At 73.7% G+C, this 17,073-nt stretch carries 17 protein-coding genes; 8 read left to right on the top strand and 9 right to left on the bottom strand.

Translation table 11 applies throughout. The annotated features are described in order from the left end of the window. Positions 1 to 43 precede the first annotated feature (43 nt). The 4 genes from ACZ4WZ_RS18535 (at position 44) to hutH (ending at position 4,951) form a co-directional block, all read left to right on the top strand. Positions 44 to 1,201 carry an adenylate/guanylate cyclase domain-containing protein gene (locus ACZ4WZ_RS18535; protein ID WP_467891520.1) on the top strand — a complete coding sequence of 386 codons (1,158 nt, stop codon included), beginning with the start codon at positions 44 to 46 and terminating at the stop codon, positions 1,199 to 1,201. Positions 1,202 to 1,239: 38 nt separating this feature from the next. Beyond that, complete coding sequence (locus tag ACZ4WZ_RS18530) at positions 1,240 to 2,043, top strand: enoyl-CoA hydratase/isomerase family protein (RefSeq protein WP_467891518.1); 804 nt, start codon at positions 1,240 to 1,242, stop codon at positions 2,041 to 2,043. Positions 2,044 to 2,145: 102 nt separating this feature from the next. Next, a complete protein-coding gene (locus ACZ4WZ_RS18525) occupies positions 2,146 to 3,264 on the top strand; it encodes a GGDEF domain-containing protein (protein WP_467891517.1) in 1,119 nt (372 codons plus the stop codon). A 145-nt stretch (positions 3,265 to 3,409) separates the two neighbouring features. Next, on the top strand, positions 3,410 to 4,951 hold the full coding sequence (hutH, locus tag ACZ4WZ_RS18520) for a histidine ammonia-lyase (protein ID WP_388934997.1): 1,542 nt from the start codon (positions 3,410 to 3,412) through the stop codon (positions 4,949 to 4,951). 59 nt (positions 4,952 to 5,010) lie between these two features. Here hutH and ACZ4WZ_RS18515 read toward each other — a convergent pair whose 3' ends face one another. Continuing rightward, positions 5,011 to 5,397: a hypothetical protein gene (locus tag ACZ4WZ_RS18515; protein ID WP_467891515.1), complete on the bottom strand. Its 387-nt coding sequence runs from the start codon at positions 5,395 to 5,397 to the stop codon at positions 5,011 to 5,013. 107 nt (positions 5,398 to 5,504) lie between these two features. Here ACZ4WZ_RS18515 and ACZ4WZ_RS18510 point away from each other — a divergent pair, with 107 nt between their 5' ends. Together ACZ4WZ_RS18510 and ACZ4WZ_RS18505 are read left to right on the top strand one after the other, a co-directional pair. Beyond that, a complete protein-coding gene (locus ACZ4WZ_RS18510) occupies positions 5,505 to 5,846 on the top strand; it encodes a hypothetical protein (protein WP_467891513.1) in 342 nt (113 codons plus the stop codon). A gap of 158 nt (positions 5,847 to 6,004) precedes the next feature. After that, positions 6,005 to 7,249 carry a L,D-transpeptidase gene (locus ACZ4WZ_RS18505; protein ID WP_467891511.1) on the top strand — a complete coding sequence of 415 codons (1,245 nt, stop codon included), beginning with the start codon at positions 6,005 to 6,007 and terminating at the stop codon, positions 7,247 to 7,249. A gap of 100 nt (positions 7,250 to 7,349) precedes the next feature. Here ACZ4WZ_RS18505 and ACZ4WZ_RS18500 read toward each other — a convergent pair whose 3' ends face one another. Further along, positions 7,350 to 8,234: an MmyB family transcriptional regulator gene (locus ACZ4WZ_RS18500; protein ID WP_467891509.1), complete on the bottom strand. Its 885-nt coding sequence runs from the start codon at positions 8,232 to 8,234 to the stop codon at positions 7,350 to 7,352. 208 nt (positions 8,235 to 8,442) lie between these two features. Between ACZ4WZ_RS18500 and ACZ4WZ_RS18495 the strand changes: the two genes are divergently transcribed. Then, positions 8,443 to 9,489: an NAD(P)-dependent alcohol dehydrogenase gene (locus ACZ4WZ_RS18495; RefSeq protein WP_467891508.1), complete on the top strand. Its 1,047-nt coding sequence runs from the start codon at positions 8,443 to 8,445 to the stop codon at positions 9,487 to 9,489. 27 nt (positions 9,490 to 9,516) lie between these two features. On the opposite strand, the gene msrA is transcribed toward ACZ4WZ_RS18495, so the two are convergent. The 4 genes from msrA to ACZ4WZ_RS18475 form a co-directional block, all read right to left on the bottom strand. Further along, the gene (gene msrA / locus ACZ4WZ_RS18490) at positions 9,517 to 10,179 is read right to left on the bottom strand and encodes a peptide-methionine (S)-S-oxide reductase MsrA (protein ID WP_467891506.1); all 663 of its coding nucleotides are present in this window, start codon (positions 10,177 to 10,179) and stop codon (positions 9,517 to 9,519) included. An 87-nt stretch (positions 10,180 to 10,266) separates the two neighbouring features. After that, entirely contained in the window at positions 10,267 to 11,409 is a 1,143-nt protein-coding gene (locus tag ACZ4WZ_RS18485; RefSeq protein WP_467891504.1) for a hypothetical protein, read from the bottom strand. Further along, on the bottom strand, positions 11,406 to 13,004 hold the full coding sequence (locus ACZ4WZ_RS18480) for a M48 family metalloprotease (RefSeq protein ID WP_467891502.1): 1,599 nt from the start codon (positions 13,002 to 13,004) through the stop codon (positions 11,406 to 11,408). Before ACZ4WZ_RS18480 ends, ACZ4WZ_RS18485 begins: the two co-directional genes overlap by 4 nt. 155 nt (positions 13,005 to 13,159) lie before the next feature. Further along, the gene (locus tag ACZ4WZ_RS18475; RefSeq protein ID WP_467891499.1) at positions 13,160 to 14,269 is read right to left on the bottom strand and encodes a hypothetical protein; all 1,110 of its coding nucleotides are present in this window, start codon (positions 14,267 to 14,269) and stop codon (positions 13,160 to 13,162) included. Positions 14,270 to 14,387: 118 nt separating this feature from the next. Here ACZ4WZ_RS18475 and ACZ4WZ_RS18470 point away from each other — a divergent pair, with 118 nt between their 5' ends. After that, a complete protein-coding gene (locus ACZ4WZ_RS18470; RefSeq protein WP_467891497.1) occupies positions 14,388 to 15,545 on the top strand; it encodes a cystathionine gamma-synthase in 1,158 nt (385 codons plus the stop codon). A 64-nt stretch (positions 15,546 to 15,609) separates the two neighbouring features. Here the strand turns inward: ACZ4WZ_RS18470 and ACZ4WZ_RS18465 are convergent, their stop codons facing one another. From ACZ4WZ_RS18465 to ACZ4WZ_RS18455, 3 genes are all read right to left on the bottom strand, one after another. Beyond that, the gene (locus ACZ4WZ_RS18465) at positions 15,610 to 15,861 is read right to left on the bottom strand and encodes a hypothetical protein (protein WP_467891495.1); all 252 of its coding nucleotides are present in this window, start codon (positions 15,859 to 15,861) and stop codon (positions 15,610 to 15,612) included. Then, the gene (locus ACZ4WZ_RS18460; RefSeq protein WP_467891493.1) at positions 15,858 to 16,301 is read right to left on the bottom strand and encodes an RNA polymerase; all 444 of its coding nucleotides are present in this window, start codon (positions 16,299 to 16,301) and stop codon (positions 15,858 to 15,860) included. The genes ACZ4WZ_RS18465 and ACZ4WZ_RS18460 overlap by 4 nt, the downstream gene beginning before the upstream one ends. 109 nt (positions 16,302 to 16,410) lie before the next feature. Then, a complete protein-coding gene (locus ACZ4WZ_RS18455; protein ID WP_467891491.1) occupies positions 16,411 to 16,932 on the bottom strand; it encodes a MarR family winged helix-turn-helix transcriptional regulator in 522 nt (173 codons plus the stop codon). Between the last annotated feature and the right edge of the window lie 141 nt (positions 16,933 to 17,073).

Raw genomic sequence — 17,073 nt, 5'->3', positions numbered from 1 at the left:
CACCCGGTTCGGCAGCGCGCACGGAATGGACAGGAGGCGGCCCTTGACCGTCGACGACTCTGCGTCCAGCCCGTCCGGGTCCGGTCCGGCAAGTGGTCCGGGCACCCCGATCGGGCGGGACCGGCACGCCCCGTTCCACGAGGTCGACCACGCGGCCCAGCCGACGGCCGACCCGCTCGCCATCCGCCTGGAGCAGCTGATCCTGGGCGCCGAGCGGCGGTACACGCCGTTCCAGGCGGCCCGCAGCGCCGGGGTGTCGATGGAGCTGGCCTCCCGTTTCTGGCGGGCCATGGGCTTCGCGGACATCGGGCAGGCCAAGGCCCTGACCGAGGCGGACGTGCTGGCGCTGCGGCGGCTGGCCGGTCTGGTGGAGGCGGGGCTGCTGAGCGAGCCGATGGCGGTGCAGGTGGCGCGGTCCACCGGGCAGACCACCGCCCGGCTGGCCGAATGGCAGATCGATTCCTTCCTGGAGGGGCTGACGGAGCCGCCGGAGCCGGGCATGACCCGTACGGAGGTCACGTACCCGCTGGTCGAGCTGCTGCTGCCGGAGCTGGAGGAGTTCCTCGTCTACGTGTGGCGGCGCCAGCTGGCGGCCGCGACCGGCCGGGTGGTGCAGGTGGCGGACGACGAGGAGATGGTCGACCGGCGCCTCGCGGTGGGCTTCGCGGACCTGGTCGGCTTCACCCGGCTCACGCGCCGGCTGGAGGAGGAGGAGCTCGGCGAGCTCGTCGAGGCCTTCGAGACGACGGCGGCGGACCTGGTGGCCGCGCACGGCGGCCGGCTGATCAAGACGCTGGGCGACGAGGTGCTGTACGCGGCCGACGAGGCGGCGACGGCGGCGGAGATCGCGCTGCGGCTGATCGAGACGATGGAGGCGGACCCGCAGATGCCCGAGCTGCGGGTGGGCATCGCCTTCGGGACGGTGACGACCCGCATGGGCGACGTCTTCGGGACCACGGTGAACCTGGCCAGCCGGCTGACCTCCATAGCCCCCAAGGACGCCGTACTGGTGGACGGGGCGATGGCCGAGGAGCTGAGCCGGACGGGGGCCGCGCCGAAGTCCGAGAAGGACGCCGAGACCGAGGAGGGCGGCGGCGCCTACCGCTTCGCGCTCCAGCCGATGTGGCAGCGGCCGGTGCGCGGACTGGGCGTCGTGGAGCCCTGGTCGCTGACGCGGCGGACACCTAGGATCCCCGGGTAACGTTCGTTAACCATTTGCGGGGAGAGTGCGCCGTGGGCGTGAGCGAGAGCCGTTTCGGGGAGTTCGTGGCGGTACGGCGGCACGGCGACGGCGGGGTGGTCGCGGAGCTGGTGCTGGACCGCCCCAAGGCGATGAACGCCGTCTCGACGGAGATGGCCCGCTCGGTCTCCGCCGCGTGCGACGCGCTCGCCGCGGACCCCGGCGTACGGGTCGTCGTACTGACCTCCACCCACGAGCGGGCCTTCTGCGTGGGCGCGGACCTCAAGGAGCGCAACTCCCTGTCCGACGCCGAGCTGGTGCGGCAGCGGCCCACCACCCGGGGGGCGTACGGGGGCGTACTGGAGCTGCCGATGCCGACGGTCGCGGCGGTGCACGGCTTCGCCCTGGGCGGCGGCTTCGAGCTGGCGCTGGCGTGCGACGTGATCGTGGCCGACGAGACGGCCGTGGTCGGGCTGCCCGAGGTGTCGGTGGGCGTCATCCCCGGCGGCGGCGGTACGCAGCTGCTGCCGAGGCGGGTCGGCGCGGCGCGGGCGGCGGAGCTCATCTTCACGGCCCGCCGGGTGGAGGCCGCCGAGGCTCTGTCGCTGGGGCTCGTCGACGAGGTGGCCCCGGCGGGCGAGGACCGTACGCGGGCCCTCGAGCTGGCGCTGACGATGGCCGCGAACTCCCCCGTGGGACTGCGCGCGGCCAAGCGGGCGCTGCGGCTCGGGCACGGGATGGACCTGGCGGCCGGGCTGGAGATCGAGGACGCGGCCTGGCGGACGGTGGCCTTCTCCGGGGACCGGGCGGAGGGCGTGGCGGCGTTCAACGAGAAGCGGAAGCCGAACTGGCCGGGGGAGTAGGGCGAGGGCCGGCCCGGCCGCCCGGCCGCCGGATGCGGTCCGGGATCACCCGGAGGGGCGTCCATCATCACTGAATCGGATAAAAGTCCCTAATGTGGGGTGATGGGAGTTGACGGGCGGCTGCGGGCCGTCGTAGGCCTCGCTCAGGCCATGGCGGCGGCCTGCGCGCCGCGGGACAGCGTCCGGGCCGCCGCCCGGAGCGCCCGGCTGGCGATGGACGGCTCGTTCGCCGCGATCTCCGCCTGGGAACGCGAGCGGGGGCGGCTGAGGGTCCTCGTCAACGAGGGCGAGCTGCGCGCCGGGGAGGAGGAGTTCCCCGAGGACGAGTCCTACCCCGTGCACGACTTCCCCGAGATCGCCGAGTTCCTGCACGCCCGCTGGGCGGGCGGCGGCGGCCCGCACCCCTGGGTGGAGAGCGCCATCGGCGACCGGCCCGGGCGGCGCGGCGAGGCCCTGCGGCGGCGCGGACGCGGTACGTGCGTGGTCGCCCCGATCGTCCTCGGCGGCCGGGCCTGGGGCGAGCTGTACGTGGCCCGGGACGAGGGCCTGCCGGACTTCGACGAGGACGACGCCGACTTCGCGGCGGTGCTGGCGGCGGTGGTGGCGGCCGGACTCGCGCAGAACGAGCGCCTGGAGGAGGCCCGGCGGCTGGCCTTCACCGATCCGCTGACCGGCCTGGCCAACCGGCGGGCCGTGGACATGCGGCTCGACGAGGCCCTGGAGGAGCACCGGCGCAGCGGGGCGGTGGTGAGCCTGGTGGTGTGCGACCTGAACGGCCTCAAGCGGGTCAACGACACCCTCGGGCACGCGACGGGCGACCAGCTGCTGGAGCGGTTCGGTTCGGTGCTGAGCCTGTGCGGGGCGATGCTGGCGGGGGCGCTGGTCGCGCGGCTGGGCGGGGACGAGTTCTGCCTGGTCAGCGTGGGGCCGTCGGCGGACGAGGTGGTCCGGGTCACCGGGGAGGTGTGCCGGCGGGCCGCCGAGCTGGAGCTGGGGGAGGGCGTGGCGTGCGGGGTCGCCTCCACGGGGGACCCGATCGGGCCGGTGAAGTCCTCCCGGCGGCTGTTCCGGCTGGCGGACGCCGCGCAGTACAAGGCGAAGGCGGCGAGGTCGGCGGGGCCGGTGGTCGCGGGGCGCGACACGGCGGTGGTCCGGATGGCCGATGCGGCTGCCGCGCGCGAGCGGCCGGGGGAGCGGAGGCGCTTCCGCGGGCGGCGGTGAGTCGGGCGGGTGCCGCCGCGCGGGCCCCCCGCGCCCCCCAAACGTCGGCGGGGCTGGGCGGGCGGGCTACGTCCCGCACCTCACGCGGCGGAAATCAGAGGGGGTGACATGAAGAGATTCAGTCCGTAGGGTGCTGAATATGGATATGCACACTGTCGTGGTGGGGACGTCCGGGACCACCGCCGAGGACGTCATCGCCGTCGCCCGCGGCAACGCGCGCGTCGAGCTGTCCGCCGAGGCGCTGGAAGCGCTCGGCCGCGCTCGTGAGATCGTCGACGCGCTCGCCGCCAAGCCCGAGCCCGTCTACGGGGTCTCCACCGGCTTCGGGGCGCTCGCCTCCCGGCACATCAGCCCCGAGCTGCGCGCGCAGCTCCAGCGCAACATCGTCCGTTCGCACGCCGCCGGCATGGGCCCGCGCGTCGAGCGGGAGGTCGTCCGCGCCCTGATGTTCCTGCGCCTGAAGACCGTGGCCTCCGGGCACACCGGCGTGCGGCCCTCGGTCGCCCAGACCATGGCCGACCTGCTCAACGCCGGGATCACCCCGGTCGTCCACGAGTACGGCTCCCTCGGCTGCTCCGGCGACCTCGCGCCGCTCTCCCACTGCGCCCTCGCGCTCATGGGCGAGGGTGACGCCGAAGGCCCCGACGGCACCGTCCGCCCCGCCGGAGAGCTGCTCGCCGAGCACGGCATCGAGCCCGTCGAGCTCCGCGAGAAGGAGGGCCTCGCCCTCCTCAACGGCACCGACGGCATGCTCGGGATGCTGGTGATGGCGCTCGCCGACCTGCGGACGCTCTACACCTCCGCCGACATCACCGCCGCGCTCACCCTGGAGGCGCTGCTCGGCACCGAGAAGGTGCTCGCGCCCGAGCTGCACGCCATCCGCCCGCACCCCGGCCAGGGCGCCTCCGCCGCCAACATGGCCGCCGTGCTGAAGGGCTCCGGGCTGACCGGGCACTTCCAGGAGGAGTCCGCCCCGCGCGTGCAGGACGCCTACTCCGTGCGCTGCGCCCCGCAGGTCGCCGGAGCCGGCCGCGACACGATGGCGCACGCCGCCCTCGTCGCCTCCCGCGAGCTGGCCGCCGCCGTCGACAACCCGGTGGTCCTGCCCGACGGCCGCGTGGAGTCCAACGGCAACTTCCACGGAGCACCCGTGGCCTACGTACTGGACTTCCTGGCCATCGCCGCCGCGGACCTCGGCTCCATCGCCGAGCGGCGCACCGACCGCCTGCTCGACAAGAACCGCTCGCACGGCCTGCCGCCGTTCCTCGCGGACGACGCCGGCGTCGACTCCGGCCTGATGATCGCCCAGTACACGCAGGCCGCCCTGGTCAGCGAGATGAAGCGACTCGCCGTGCCGGCCTCCGCCGACTCCATCCCCTCCTCCGCCATGCAGGAGGACCACGTCTCCATGGGCTGGTCGGCGGCGCGCAAGCTGCGTACCGCGGTCGACAACCTGACCCGGATCATCGCCATCGAGCTGTACGCGGCCACCCGCGCCATCGAGCTGCGCCACGGGCTCACCCCGGCGCCGGCCAGCCAGGCCGCCATCGCGGCGGTGCGGGCGGCGGGCGTGGAGGGCCCCGGCCCCGACCGCTTCCTCGCGCCCGACCTGGCCGCCGCCGACGCCTTCGTGCGCGCGGGCGGCCTCGTGGCGGCCGTGGAGCCGGTGACGGGTCCGCTGGCCTGACGGGCCGGCGCCGGAGCGCAAGGGCCGCACCCCGCCGGGGGTGCGGCCCTTCGCCGTGTCTACAGGCTGCGGGAGCGGCGTACGGAGAAGGTCACGAAGCCCGCCCCGAGTCCCAGGCAGAGGGTGCCGCCCAGCACGTACGGGGTGGTGTCCACGCTGCCGGTGTCGGCCAGCGAGAGGACGGTGACACCGGCGGGCCGCCCGTCGGCGACGCCGGAGACACCGGTGACGCCGGAGGCACCGGAGACACCGGCGATGGTTCCCGTACCCGCACCGGGGTCGTTCCTGGTGCCCGAGACGGTTCCGGTGTTGGCGGCGGCGGGTGCGCCGCCCGACGTGCCCTCCGGCAGGCCGGGGGCGGTGGCGTTCGCCGACGGGACGAACCAGAGGGCGGCGAGGAGGGTGGTCGCTCCGAGAGCGGTGAGCAGAGGCCGACGTGCGGACACGGTGCGATCCCCCTTGCGGAAGCAGCGAATTGGCCGTGTGCGCAGATGCTAGTGAAAGGGGCGGGTCGCGGGAAAGTCGAGGCTGTCGCGGGCTTACTCTCCGTCGTATGAACCCTTCTGATGAATCACGATACGTACGGCTTCGAGTGGATTTGGTGCTGGAGGTGTCGGACTCCGACGCCCTCACCGGCGCGGCCCTCGCCCACATCAAGGCCGACGAGTTCATGCCGGACGAGGAGCGCGCGCACGCGGAATCGGCCGTCATGGAGGACGAAGCGGAGGCGCTGGCCTACCTCGTCGACCCCACCGACCTGGTCGCGGAGCTCACCGGCGTCGAGCTGGCCCAGGCCTCCTGGAGCAGCGAACCGGTCGAATACGACCCCGACTCCCTGGAGTGGGACCTCGACGAGGAAGATGGAGACTTCGAGGAAGGGGCCGACAACGCCTGACCGTGGGGTTGCGCACATTCGAACGGAATGTGGAACCGAACCGCGTCGTTAACGCGTTGTCAGGACGAGCAGGGGGTGTCGCCCCCTGCCCGGCCCGACCCCGGGATAGCAGCCCGGGGTTTCCGGCAACGATGGAGTGACGTGTGAGGACGTACAGCATGCGACGGAGAAGGTCCCTGGTGGCCGTGTCCGCCGTGCTCGGTGGCGTACTGATGCTTTCGGCCTGCAACGACGGGGGTGCCGAAAAGCCGCAGGGCAGCGCCGAGGCAGGCAAGTCACAGGCGGAGGTCGACGCGGCAGCGGCCAAGGACGCCTCCAAGGCCCGAATAGCCATCACGCCCAAGGACGGTTCGGCCAACGTCCCGCTGAACGACGGGACGAACGTCGCCGTCAGCGACGGCACGCTCACCAAGGTCGAGCTGAAGAGCTCGGACGGCACCCCCGTCGCCGGCAAGATCGCCGGCGACGGCAAGAGCTGGAAGCCCGACGCCGCGCTGAAGCGCTCCACGAAGTACGCCCTGACGGCGACCGCCAAGGACGCGGCCGGGCGCGAGGCGCACGAGAACGCCTCCTTCACCACCCTCTCCCCGGAGAACAGCTTCATCGGCTCCTTCGTCCCGGACGACGGCGAGACGGTCGGCGTGGGCATGCCGGTCTCGATCACCTTCAACAAGCCGATCAAGGACCAGAAGGCCGTCCAGGCGGCCATCAGCGTCACCTCCAGCAGCGGCCAGGAGGTCGTCGGCCACTGGTTCGGCAACCAGCGGCTCGACTTCCGCCCCGAGCAGTACTGGCAGGCGAACTCCACCGTCACCCTGAAGCTCGCCCTCCAGGGCGTGCAGGGCGCGCCCGGCATCGTCGGCGCGCAGAACAAGACCGTCACCTTCAAGGTCGGCCGGAGCCAGGTCTCCACCGTCGACGTGAAGGCCAAGACGATGACGGTCACCCGTGACGGACAGGTCCTCAAGACCATCCCCATCTCGGCCGGTTCCCCCGAGAACCCGACCTACAACGGCCAGATGGTGATCTCCGAGAAGTTCAAGGAGACCCGCATGGACGGGTCCACCGTCGGCTTCACGAACAAGGAGGGCAAGGGCGAGTACGACATCAAGGACGTCCCGCACGCGATGCGGCTGTCCACGTCCGGCACCTTCATCCACGGCAACTACTGGGGTGCCGACTCGATCTTCGGCAAGGTCAACACCAGCCACGGCTGTGTCGGCCTGAACGACGCCAAGGGCGCCAACGACCCCAACCAGCCCGGCGCCTGGTTCTTCGACAACTCGCTCATCGGCGACGTCGTCACCGTGGTGAACTCCCCGGACAAGACCATCAAGCCGGACAACGGCCTCAACGGCTGGAACATGTCCTGGGCCGAGTGGAAGGCCGGTCCGTCGGCCTGATCCGACGCGGCACGGCACGCGAGACGTAACGGACGGCGGGGAGCCCACGGGGCTCCCCGCCGTCCGGCGTCGGAGGGGCGGGAACCGTGAACCCGGCGGCCTACGCCCGCTCCTCGGCGGGCCGTGGGGGCGACAGCGGCGACGGCGCCGTCCAGGACGACAGCAGCCGCAGCGCGTCCGCCGACGGCGAGCCCGGCTCGGCGTGGTACGTCACCAGGAACTGCGCCGGGTCGTCGGGCAGCGTCAGCGTCTCGAAGGCCAGCTCCAGCTCGCCCACGATCGGGTGCCGCAGCCGCTTCACCCCGTGCGTCTTGTCCGCCACGGTGTGCGCCGCCCACAGCCGGCGGAACTCCTCGTTCTTCACCGACAGTTCCCCGACCAGCGCCGACAGCCGCTCGTCGTCCGGGTGCTGGCCCGCGTAGAGGCGCAGGTTGCTGACCACCTCGCACGCCCGGCACTCCCAGTCCGCGTACAGCTCGGCCGTCGCCCCGTCCAGGAACACCAGCCGCACCAGGTTCCGCTCCGCCACGGGCAGCGCCCCGAAGTCCCCGAAGACCGCCGCCGCGAGCGGGTTCCAGCCGATCACGTCCTGCCGCCGCCCCACCAGGTACGCCGGTACGCCCTCCATCGCGGCCAGCAGCGTGCGCAGCTCCGGCCGGACCTGCTGCGGGCGGGCGGAGCGGCCGCGCCGGCGGGTACGGGGGCTCGCCAGGTGGTTCAGGTGCGCCGACTCGGTACCGCTCAGGCGCAGCGCCCGCGCGATGGCGTCGAGCACCTCCGCCGACACGTTCTGCCCGTGCCCCTGCTCCAGCCGCGTGTAGTACGCCACCGACACCCCGGCCAGCTGCGCCAGCTCCTCGCGCCGCAGACCGGGCACCCGGCGGCGCCGGCCGTGGTCGGGCAGGCCCACGTCGGCGGGGCGCAGCCGCGCGCGGCAGCTGCGCAGGAAGTCCCCGAGTTCGGCTCGCTGATCAAGCTGGTCCATACCGCAAGTATCCCCGCCGGGAGCGCCGGGAACGGAGCTCATCCTGACCCCGCCAGGGGTAGGTCCGGCAGTCCTAGGCTCAGCAGGGGGCTGGGTGCGCCGCACGGACCGGGGCATCGTGGGGGCCATCGCAGAACGGACGCCACGGCACGCGCCGCCCGCACCACGCGGCGCGGCCCCCCGGCGTCCTCGTCCGAGGAGAGCACCCATGTCCGTCACCCAGGCAGCCGCCTACGCCGCCCCCGCCCCCAAGGCCCCGCTGGAGCGCACCACGATCCCGCGCCGCCCGGTCGGCGAGCACGACGTACTCATCGAGGTCAAGTACGCCGGCATCTGCCACTCCGACATCCACCAGGCCCGCGACGGCTGGGGCGAGGGCATCTTCCCGATGGTCCCGGGCCACGAGGTCGCCGGTGTGGTCACCGAAGTCGGCCCGGGCGTCTCCAGGTTCGCGGTCGGCGACCGGGTGGGCGTCGGCTGCATGGTCGACTCCTGCCGGGAGTGCGAGTACTGCCTGGCCGGTCAGGAACAGCACTGCGTGAAGGGCGCGACCGGCACGTACAACGCCCTCGACCGCAACGGCGAGCCCACCTACGGCGGTTACTCCACGCACCTCGTCGTCGACGAGAACTACGCCGTCCGCATCCCCGAGGGCCTCTCCCTCGACGTCGCCGCGCCGCTGCTGTGCGCCGGCATCACCCTGTACTCGCCGCTGCGGCACTGGCAGGCGGGCCCCGGCAAGAAGGTCGCGGTCGTCGGCCTCGGCGGGCTCGGCCACATGGGCGTGAAGATCGCCGCCGCGCTCGGCGCGGAGGTGACCGTCCTGTCCCAGTCGCTGCGCAAGAAGGACGACGGCCTGAAGCTGGGCGCCTCCCGCTTCTACGCGACGAGCGACGGGGCCACCTTCGAGGAGCTGAAGGGCAGCTTCGACCTGATCCTGTCCACGGTCTCGGCGCCGCTCGCCCTGGACCGATACCTGTCCCTGCTGCGGGTGGGCGGCGCACTCGTGAACGTGGGCGCCCCCGAGGAGCCGGTGGAGCTGAACCTGTTCTCCGTCATCGGCGGCAACAGGACCCTCGCCGGGTCGATGATCGGCGGCATCGCCGAGACCCAGGAGATGCTGGACTTCTGCGCGCGGCACGGCCTGGGCTCGGAGGTCGAGGTGATCCGCGCCGAGGAGGTCAACGAGGCGTACGAACGCGTCCTGGCCGGCGACGTCCGCTACCGCTTCGTCATCGACGCCTCGACTATCTGACCCCCGGCCCGGCCGGCGCGCGGGGGATCACCCCGCCGGGGCCACGCCGATCGGGCAGGAGACACCGGTGCCGCCGATGCCGCAGTAGCCGCCGGGGTTGCGGTCGAGGTACTGCTGGTGGTACGGCTCCGCCGGCCAGAAGGGGCGGTCCGCCGCGGGGAGGACGGCCGTGGTGATCTCGCCGTAGCCGGAGGACGTGAGGACCTTCTGGTACGCCGCGCGGGAGGCCTCGGCGGCTGCCTGGTGGGCGGGGGAGTGGGTGTAGACGGCCGAGCGGTACTGGGTGCCGACGTCGTTGCCCTGGCGGAAGCCCTGGGTGGGGTCGTGGGACTCCCAGAACAGCTTCAGGAGGGCTTCGTAGGAGACCCGGGCCGGGTCGAAGACCACGCGGACGACCTCGGTGTGGCCGGTCCCGCCGGAGCACACCTCCTCGTACAGCGGGTTCTCGGTGTAGCCGCCCTGGTAGCCGGCCAGGGTGGTCCACACCCCGGGGGTCTGCCAGAACGTGCGCTCGGCGCCCCAGAAGCAGCCCAGGCCGAAGTCGGCGACCTCCAGGCCTTCCGGGTAGGGGCCGGACAGCGGGTTGCCGAGGACGGTGTGGCGCTCGGGCAGCGAGAACGGTGCTTCGGCGCGGCCCTTGAGGGCTTCCTCGCGGGTGGGGAGCTCGGGCGTGCGGCGGTACGAGAACATGGATTCCCTCCTTGTGGGAGGGACAACGGTCGGGGGCGGGCGGGGATTCCCCGGCCCGCCCCCTTCCGTTCCGCTGACGCGGCGCGGTTACCGCTCCGGCGTGGTCACGCCGACCGCCCAGTCGCGGGCGTACAGGTAGCGCTTCTTCGGCGACCCGGCGTACGTCCACGGCGCGGCGCCGATGTACCCGTCGACGTGGCGGAACTGCTCGACCGCCTCCGCGTCCCGGTCCTGCCAGAACAGCAGGTAGGCCAGCATGTGCCGCATCCGCGGGGTCCCGGGGTGCTCGTTGCCGGCGGCGGCCAGGTCGGCGAGCGCCGCGTCGGCCGCGGCGACGATCTCCGGCTCCTTGTAGTACGTCTCCGGCAGGAGGTCGTCCTCGTAGGTCTCCTGCTCGAAGTGGGCCATGAGGGGGAGCAGGGTGAGCAGGTCGCCCGGCTCGCCGGCGGCGGCCGAGGCGCGGGCGAAGGCCATGGCCAGCTCGTGCGAGCCCTGCCACTTCGCGCACCAGTACTGCAGGCCCGCGACGTGCGACCACAGCAGCCTCGGGGCGCGCTCGGTGATCCGCTCCCACAGCTCCCGGTAGCGCTCGTGCGAGTAGCCCAGGCCCATGCCGATGGCCTGCTCGACGACGTACGGGGCGGGGTCCGCGGGGTCGGCCAGCTCCTGCGCCTCGTGCGCGTCGGCCTGGGCCTTGGTCAGCAGCTGGTGGAAGAGCCGGAACTGTTCCTGCGTGGTGCGGCTGCCGGACTGGCTGCCGCGCACGTTCCAGGCCACCATCACGCTGGTGTCGGCGTTGACGAGCGCCGCCGTGGGGTCGCCGGGCCGGGCGGCGCGCCAGGCCAGCAGCCACGCGTCGTCCTCGGCGGCCGCCTCGGCCAGCGGGCGCACCCGCTCCAGCCGCTCCTGCCAGTCCTTCCCGGCGGCCTCGACGTACGCGGCCGCCGCCTCCCAGTCGCCCGACCGGACGGCCTCCAGGACGGCGAGGCGCTCGGCCGGGACCGGCGCCGGGTGGTCGGTGTCGAGGTCGGCTTCCGCGACGAAGCCCAGCGCGACGACGGCAGCCGCCTTGCGGGCCTCCTCCGTGGCTTCGTCGGCCTCGGCCCGCGCGTCCAGGGCGCCGATCTCGGCCTCCAGGCGCTTGGCCTTGCGGATGAGGTACACCCCGCGCAGGACCCAGCAGGCGACGGCCAGCAGCAGGGCACCGAGGGCGATCAGTACGAAGGTCACGGCGCGAGAACCAGCTTTCGCAGGAGTTCGGTGTCGGGCACGTCGGCGACGGCCGCGTCGAGGGCGGGGCCGAGCTCGTCCTCGAAACCGGGAACGGGGTAGGAGAGAGCGGCGGAGTCCGACCAGGACAGCTGCCAGCGGGCGGCGCCGCGGGCGAGCAGTTCCACGGTGACCAGCCGGCCGAGGGCGCGCCGGACGACGGGCCGGGCGAACTCGCGGGCCGTGCGGCCGGTCGCGGCCTGCGCCTCCTCCGACTTCGGGAAGCGGTCGGCGATCCGCCAGCGCACCGCCGGGTCGGCGTCGACCGCGTCGAGGAAGGCGGCGAGGCCGGGGCCCGCGCCCTCGGCGGCGAGGGCCTCGCCGACCTCCTGCGCGTTCCGGCCGGCGTACGTGGTCATCGACTGGTGGACGAGGTCCTCCCAGTCCAGGCGGGTCAGCGCGAGGGCCTCGGGGGTGAGGACCGCCTGTTCCAGCGCGGCCAGCGCCTCCTGCGGGGAGGACAGCAGCTCCAGGGCCGGGCGGGCCGCCTGGCCGGCGCGGCCGTCGTCGGGCAGGGCCTCGATGCGGGCCACGCGCTCGGCGAGCGCGGGGTGGGAGTCGTACGGGGAGGCGGGCTCGGTGGACAGCTCGCGGCGCAGGTCCTCCAGCTCGGCGGAGCGGGCGTCGAGGAGCTGCCGGAGCCCGCCGAAGACCTGGCCGGGGCGCGGCAGCAGGCCGGCGCCGACGCCGAGGGTGGCGTACGAGCTCATGTAGAAGTCGTGCGCGGAGCCGATGGCGTTCAGTTCGCGCAGTGCGGAGGCGGCGGAGTCGCGGCCCGCGACGCGGACGGAGGCGAGGTCGGCGGCCAGCTCCTGGCGGCGGGCGGAGGAGAGGGTGGCGCGCATGTAGAACTCGGCGTAGGCGGTGTAGATCTTCGCCATGGTGCGGTAGGTGACGCCCGCGCCGCCGGTGTCGATGTCCTTGGCCTTCTTGCCCTTGGCGAGCCGCTTCCCGGCGCGCTTCTCCTGCTTGGCGCGCTCCTTGGCCTCCGTGTTGGCGGCGCGGTCGTGGAAGTGGCCGATGGTGCGGATCAGCTGGGCGCGGCCGCGGGCGATCAGCGGGGTGAGGCGGGTGTCGAGGTTGGCGTAGTGGCCCATCTCGTGGGCGAGCACGGCGCGCAGCTGCATCTCGTCCAGACCCGTCATCAGGGGCAGGCCGAGGTACAGGCGGCGGGTGCCGGACCGCAGGCCGAGCAGCCGGGCGTCCTCGGCGACGGCCGCGTTGACCTCGTCGATCAGGATGATCTCGTCGGGGGCGCGGGTGCCGACCTGGTCGGCGACGTCGCGGACCGTCCGCCACAGGGCGGGCTCCCGGGCCTCGGTGGCGGGGACGCCGGGGAGCGGGTCCTCCTTGGGGGTGCGGAGCATGAACATGCCGCGCACGATCGGGACGGCGAGGACCACCGACACGATGACGATCTTCCCCGCGACGGGGCCGTGCAGCCAGGTGAAAGTGGCCCAGTCGGCGAGTGCGAGCAGGGCGAGCAGGATGACGCCGAGCAGATAGAAGCCGGCGAGCAGGACGAGGGCGCGCAGAGCGCGCAGCGAAGCGCCCATGTGGAAGGGGTCCCCCAGGAATGGTGCGCTTTGTTGACGCGCACATGATGCAATGTTCACGCGCACCTTATGGCCCGGCACCGACGGCCCGCGAGCGGGGGTGCCGGTGGGGGAGCGGCCGGGGGCGGACGCGGCCGTCCGCCCCGTGCCGCGGGTCAGTGCGGCAGCGTCGCCGGGGAGCCGCCGTTGGCCTCGTAGCCGGCCACCGCCATGGCCCGGGCCACCGCGTACGCGGCCGCCGGGTCCTCCGAGGCCGACCAGGGCAGGGCGCCCACGTAGCCGTCGATGTGCCGGACCTGCTCCATGGCCTCCGCCCAGCGGCCCGTGCCCACCAGGAACCACAGCAGCAGGTGCCGTACGTGCGCCAGCATCGGGTCGTCCGCCCGCGCCTGGTGCACCGCGTACAGGGCCCCCTCCAGCGCCCGCGAGACGACCGCGGTGCGCCCGAAGTCGCTGACCAGGACCGTGTCGGGCATGTTCTCGTACACCGAGAACAGCGGCAGCGCCGCCAGCAGCGAGCCCTGTGGCGCGCGGGCGGCGGCCGCCTGCGCGAAGGCGTCGGCCTTCTCCCGCGAGCCGTGCCACTTCTCGCACCAGTAGTGCAGGGCGGCCAGGTGGGCGCCCATGTGCGCCGGGGCCACGTCGATCACCCGGGCCCACAGCGCGTCGAACTCCGCCTCCGAGTAGCCGAGGCCGCGGGCGACGGCGAGCTCCGTGATGACGGGGACCGGGTCGCCGGGCGACAGCAGCGACGCCTTGCGGCAGGCTTCGCGCGCCTCCTCCAGGATGATCCGGTGGTCGTGCGAGCCCACCCCGCCGGAGGACCGCCAGGCCTGCTGCACCAGCAGCTCCGCGTGGACCTGTGCGCCGCCCGCGTCCTTCTCCGCCTCGAGCCGCCAGGCCTTCAGCCACGACGCGCCCGCCCCCGGCCGCTGCGCCAGGTCCAGCGCCGCCGCGCCGCCGAAGGCCTGCACGCGCTGCCAGCGCCGCTCGCCGTCCTTCGGGGTGCCGGCGAGCAGGGCGGACGCGGCCTGCCAGTGGCCGGTGCGCTGGACGTTCTCCAGGGCGTCCATCAGGTCCTGGTCGGGGCCGGGCACCCGGATGTCCAGCTCCTCCTGGCGTACGAACCCGTAGTCCGCGGGGTCGGCGGCATCGGGGCTGCCCGGGGTGACCAGGCGCAGCCCCCCGTCGCGCCGGGCCCGTGTGAACGACCAGACCAAGAGGGCGACCAGGGCGAGCCCCATCAGGACCGAGATAATCTCCATACCGCCAAGCGAACCAGACCGGGCGGCCGAATGGCCAACGGCGGGTGCCGCGCACCGGGCCCGTGCGGGGCCGGTCCAGGAGAGGACCCCGGCGCTGACGGGGCATAGCATCTGCCTCATGAGCGACGACAGCCACGAGCACCAGAGCTTCGAGACCCGCGCGATCCACGCGGGCAACACGGCGGACCCGCAGACCGGTGCGGTCGTACCGCCCATCTACCAGGTGTCCACCTACAAGCAGGACGGCGTGGGCGGACTGCGCGGCGGCTACGAGTACAGCCGCAGCGCCAATCCGACCCGGACCGCGCTGGAGGAGAACCTCGCGGCGCTGGAGGGCGGCCGGCGCGGCCTCGCCTTCGCGTCCGGGCTCGCCGCCGAGGACTGCCTGCTGCGTACGCTGCTCTCCCCGGGCGACCACGTGGTCATCCCGAACGACGCCTACGGCGGCACGTTCCGGCTCTTCGCCAAGGTCGTCTCCCGCTGGGGCGTGGAGTGGTCGGTGGCCGACACCTCCGACGCGGACTCGGTCCGCGCCGCCCTCACCCCGAAGACCAAGGTCATCTGGGTCGAGACCCCCTCGAACCCGCTGCTGGGCATCACCGACATCGCGATGGTCGCCCAGATCGCGCGGGACGCCGGCGCCAGGCTGGTCGTGGACAACACCTTCGCCTCCCCCTACCTCCAGCAGCCGCTGGCGCTCGGCGCCGACGTGGTCGTGCACTCGCTGACCAAGTACATGGGCGGCCACTCCGACGTCGTCGGCGGCGCCCTCGTCACGGCCGACGAGGCCCTGGGCGAGGAACTGGCCTACCACCAGAACGCGATGGGCGCCGTCGCCGGACCGTTCGACTCGTGGGTCGTGCTGCGCGGCATCAAGACGCTGGCCGTGCGGATGGACCGGCACGCGGAGAACGCGGCGAGGATCGTGGAGGCGCTCAAGCGTCACCCGAAGGTCACCAAGGTCCTCTACCCGGGCCTGCCCGAGCACCCGGGCCACGAGATCGCCGCCAAGCAGATGCGCAACTTCGGCGGCATGGTCTCCTTCCAGGTCGCCGGCGGCGAGGAGGAGGCCGTCGCGGTCTGCGGCCGCACCAGGATCTTCACCCTGGCCGAGTCCCTCGGCGGCGTCGAGTCCCTCATCGAGCACCCGGGCCGGATGACCCACGCCTCGGTGGCCGGCTCGGCGCTGGAGGTCCCCGCGGACCTGATCCGTGTCTCCGTCGGCATCGAGAACGCCGACGACCTCGTCGCGGACCTCACCCAGGCCCTCGGCTAGATCCTCGGCCAGGTCCTGCCGTCACGGCACCCCGGCACGGCCGGGACCAGCCCGCCCCTGGAGGTCACCAGCCCTCCAGGGGCGGCGAGACCTCGCTCGGCGGGACGGCCCAGGGCCGCGTCAGCGCCGCCCACACCGTGAACGCCGCCGCCGCCGCCCACAGCAGCGCCCAGCCGAACCGGCGCAGCGCCCGCCGGCGGCGCAGCAGCCGCCTGCCGTGCGTCCGCGCAGCCGCCGCCAGACCGGCGGGCACCGTCGGATGCGGGCCGTCGAGCAGCTGCCTGACCTGGGCCTCCTTGCGGTCGAGGGGGCTCATGCCGCCTCCGCCGCGGCCGCCGAGCGCAGCAGGGCCACCGCCCGGTTGCACACGGACTCGACCCGCTCCGGCGGCAGCCCCAGCTGCGCGGCCGTGACCTCCTCCGCGACACCCTCGTAGATCCGCATCACCAGCACCAGCCGCTCCAGCGGGCCCAGCGGTGCGAGGACACCGCCGCCGCGGGGCAGCCGGCGGGCGGTGCGGGCGTACGCGGCGCACAGCTCGGCGCGGGTGTGGTCGTACGGGTCGTCGTCGCGCAGCCGCGCCCAGTGCGCGTACGTACGGGCCAGCGCGCCCGCGAGGACGCGCCGGGCGGCGGGCGCCGCGTCCGGGGGTTCGGCCGTCAGCAGGGCGGCGACGTGCAGCAGCCGCCCCGCCGCGCCCGCGACGAAGGCCTCGAACTCCGCATCCCGCCCCGAGCGCCGGTCCACGGCACCCATGGTGCGGCCGGTGCCACCACCCCGGTCAAGGGGTCGGACACGGCGTTGTCAGCGTCGGTGAGGCGGCGGGGCGGCGGCGGGTGGGGGAGCGGCGCGGGCGCCGGCCGGCTCAGGAGGCCGGGCCGCCCTCGGAGACGGCGGACATCAGCTCCGACAGCGAGCCGTTGAAGCGGGTCAGCAGCGCGGTGAACACCTCGCGCTCCTCCTCCGACCAGCCCTCCGTCACCCGGGCCATCAGCTCGCGCCTGGAGGAGCGGACCTCCTCCAGGCGGGCCAGGCCGCGCGGCGACAGCGCCAGCACCACGGCCCGGCCGTCCTCGGGGTGCGAGGTGCGCTTGACCAGGCCGCTGTCGACGAGCGGGGCGACCTGGCGGGTGACGGTGGACGAGTCGATGCCCATCCCGCCCGCGAGGGCCTTCACCCCCATCGGGCCTTCCAGGTCGAGCCGGTTCAGCAGCAGGTACGCGGCGCGGTCCATCGAGTTGCGGGCCTGGCCGACACCGCCCAGGCGGGTCTGCTCGGCCCGTCGGGCGAAGACGGCCACCTGGTGCTGGAGCGCGTCGAGGAGTCCCGCTCCGGCGGGCGCTTCGGCCGCCGCGGGCAGGTCGGAACTGGCCGGGATCGAGGGCATGGCCGTGGGCTCTCTTCGCATGGGGCCGACAGGGATGGGGGACAGAGTACGCGGCCCCGCGTCGGCTCGTACGCCGCGTTTGACAACTGATACGGCCCCCGGCCGCGGCCGTGGGGGGACTGTCCCGCATGGCCGGATTCC

Source organism: Streptomyces sp. NPDC029122, from assembly GCF_055569445.1.
The sequence above is the reverse complement of the archived record's forward strand: the minus strand, read 5'-3'. Positions and strand labels throughout refer to the sequence as shown.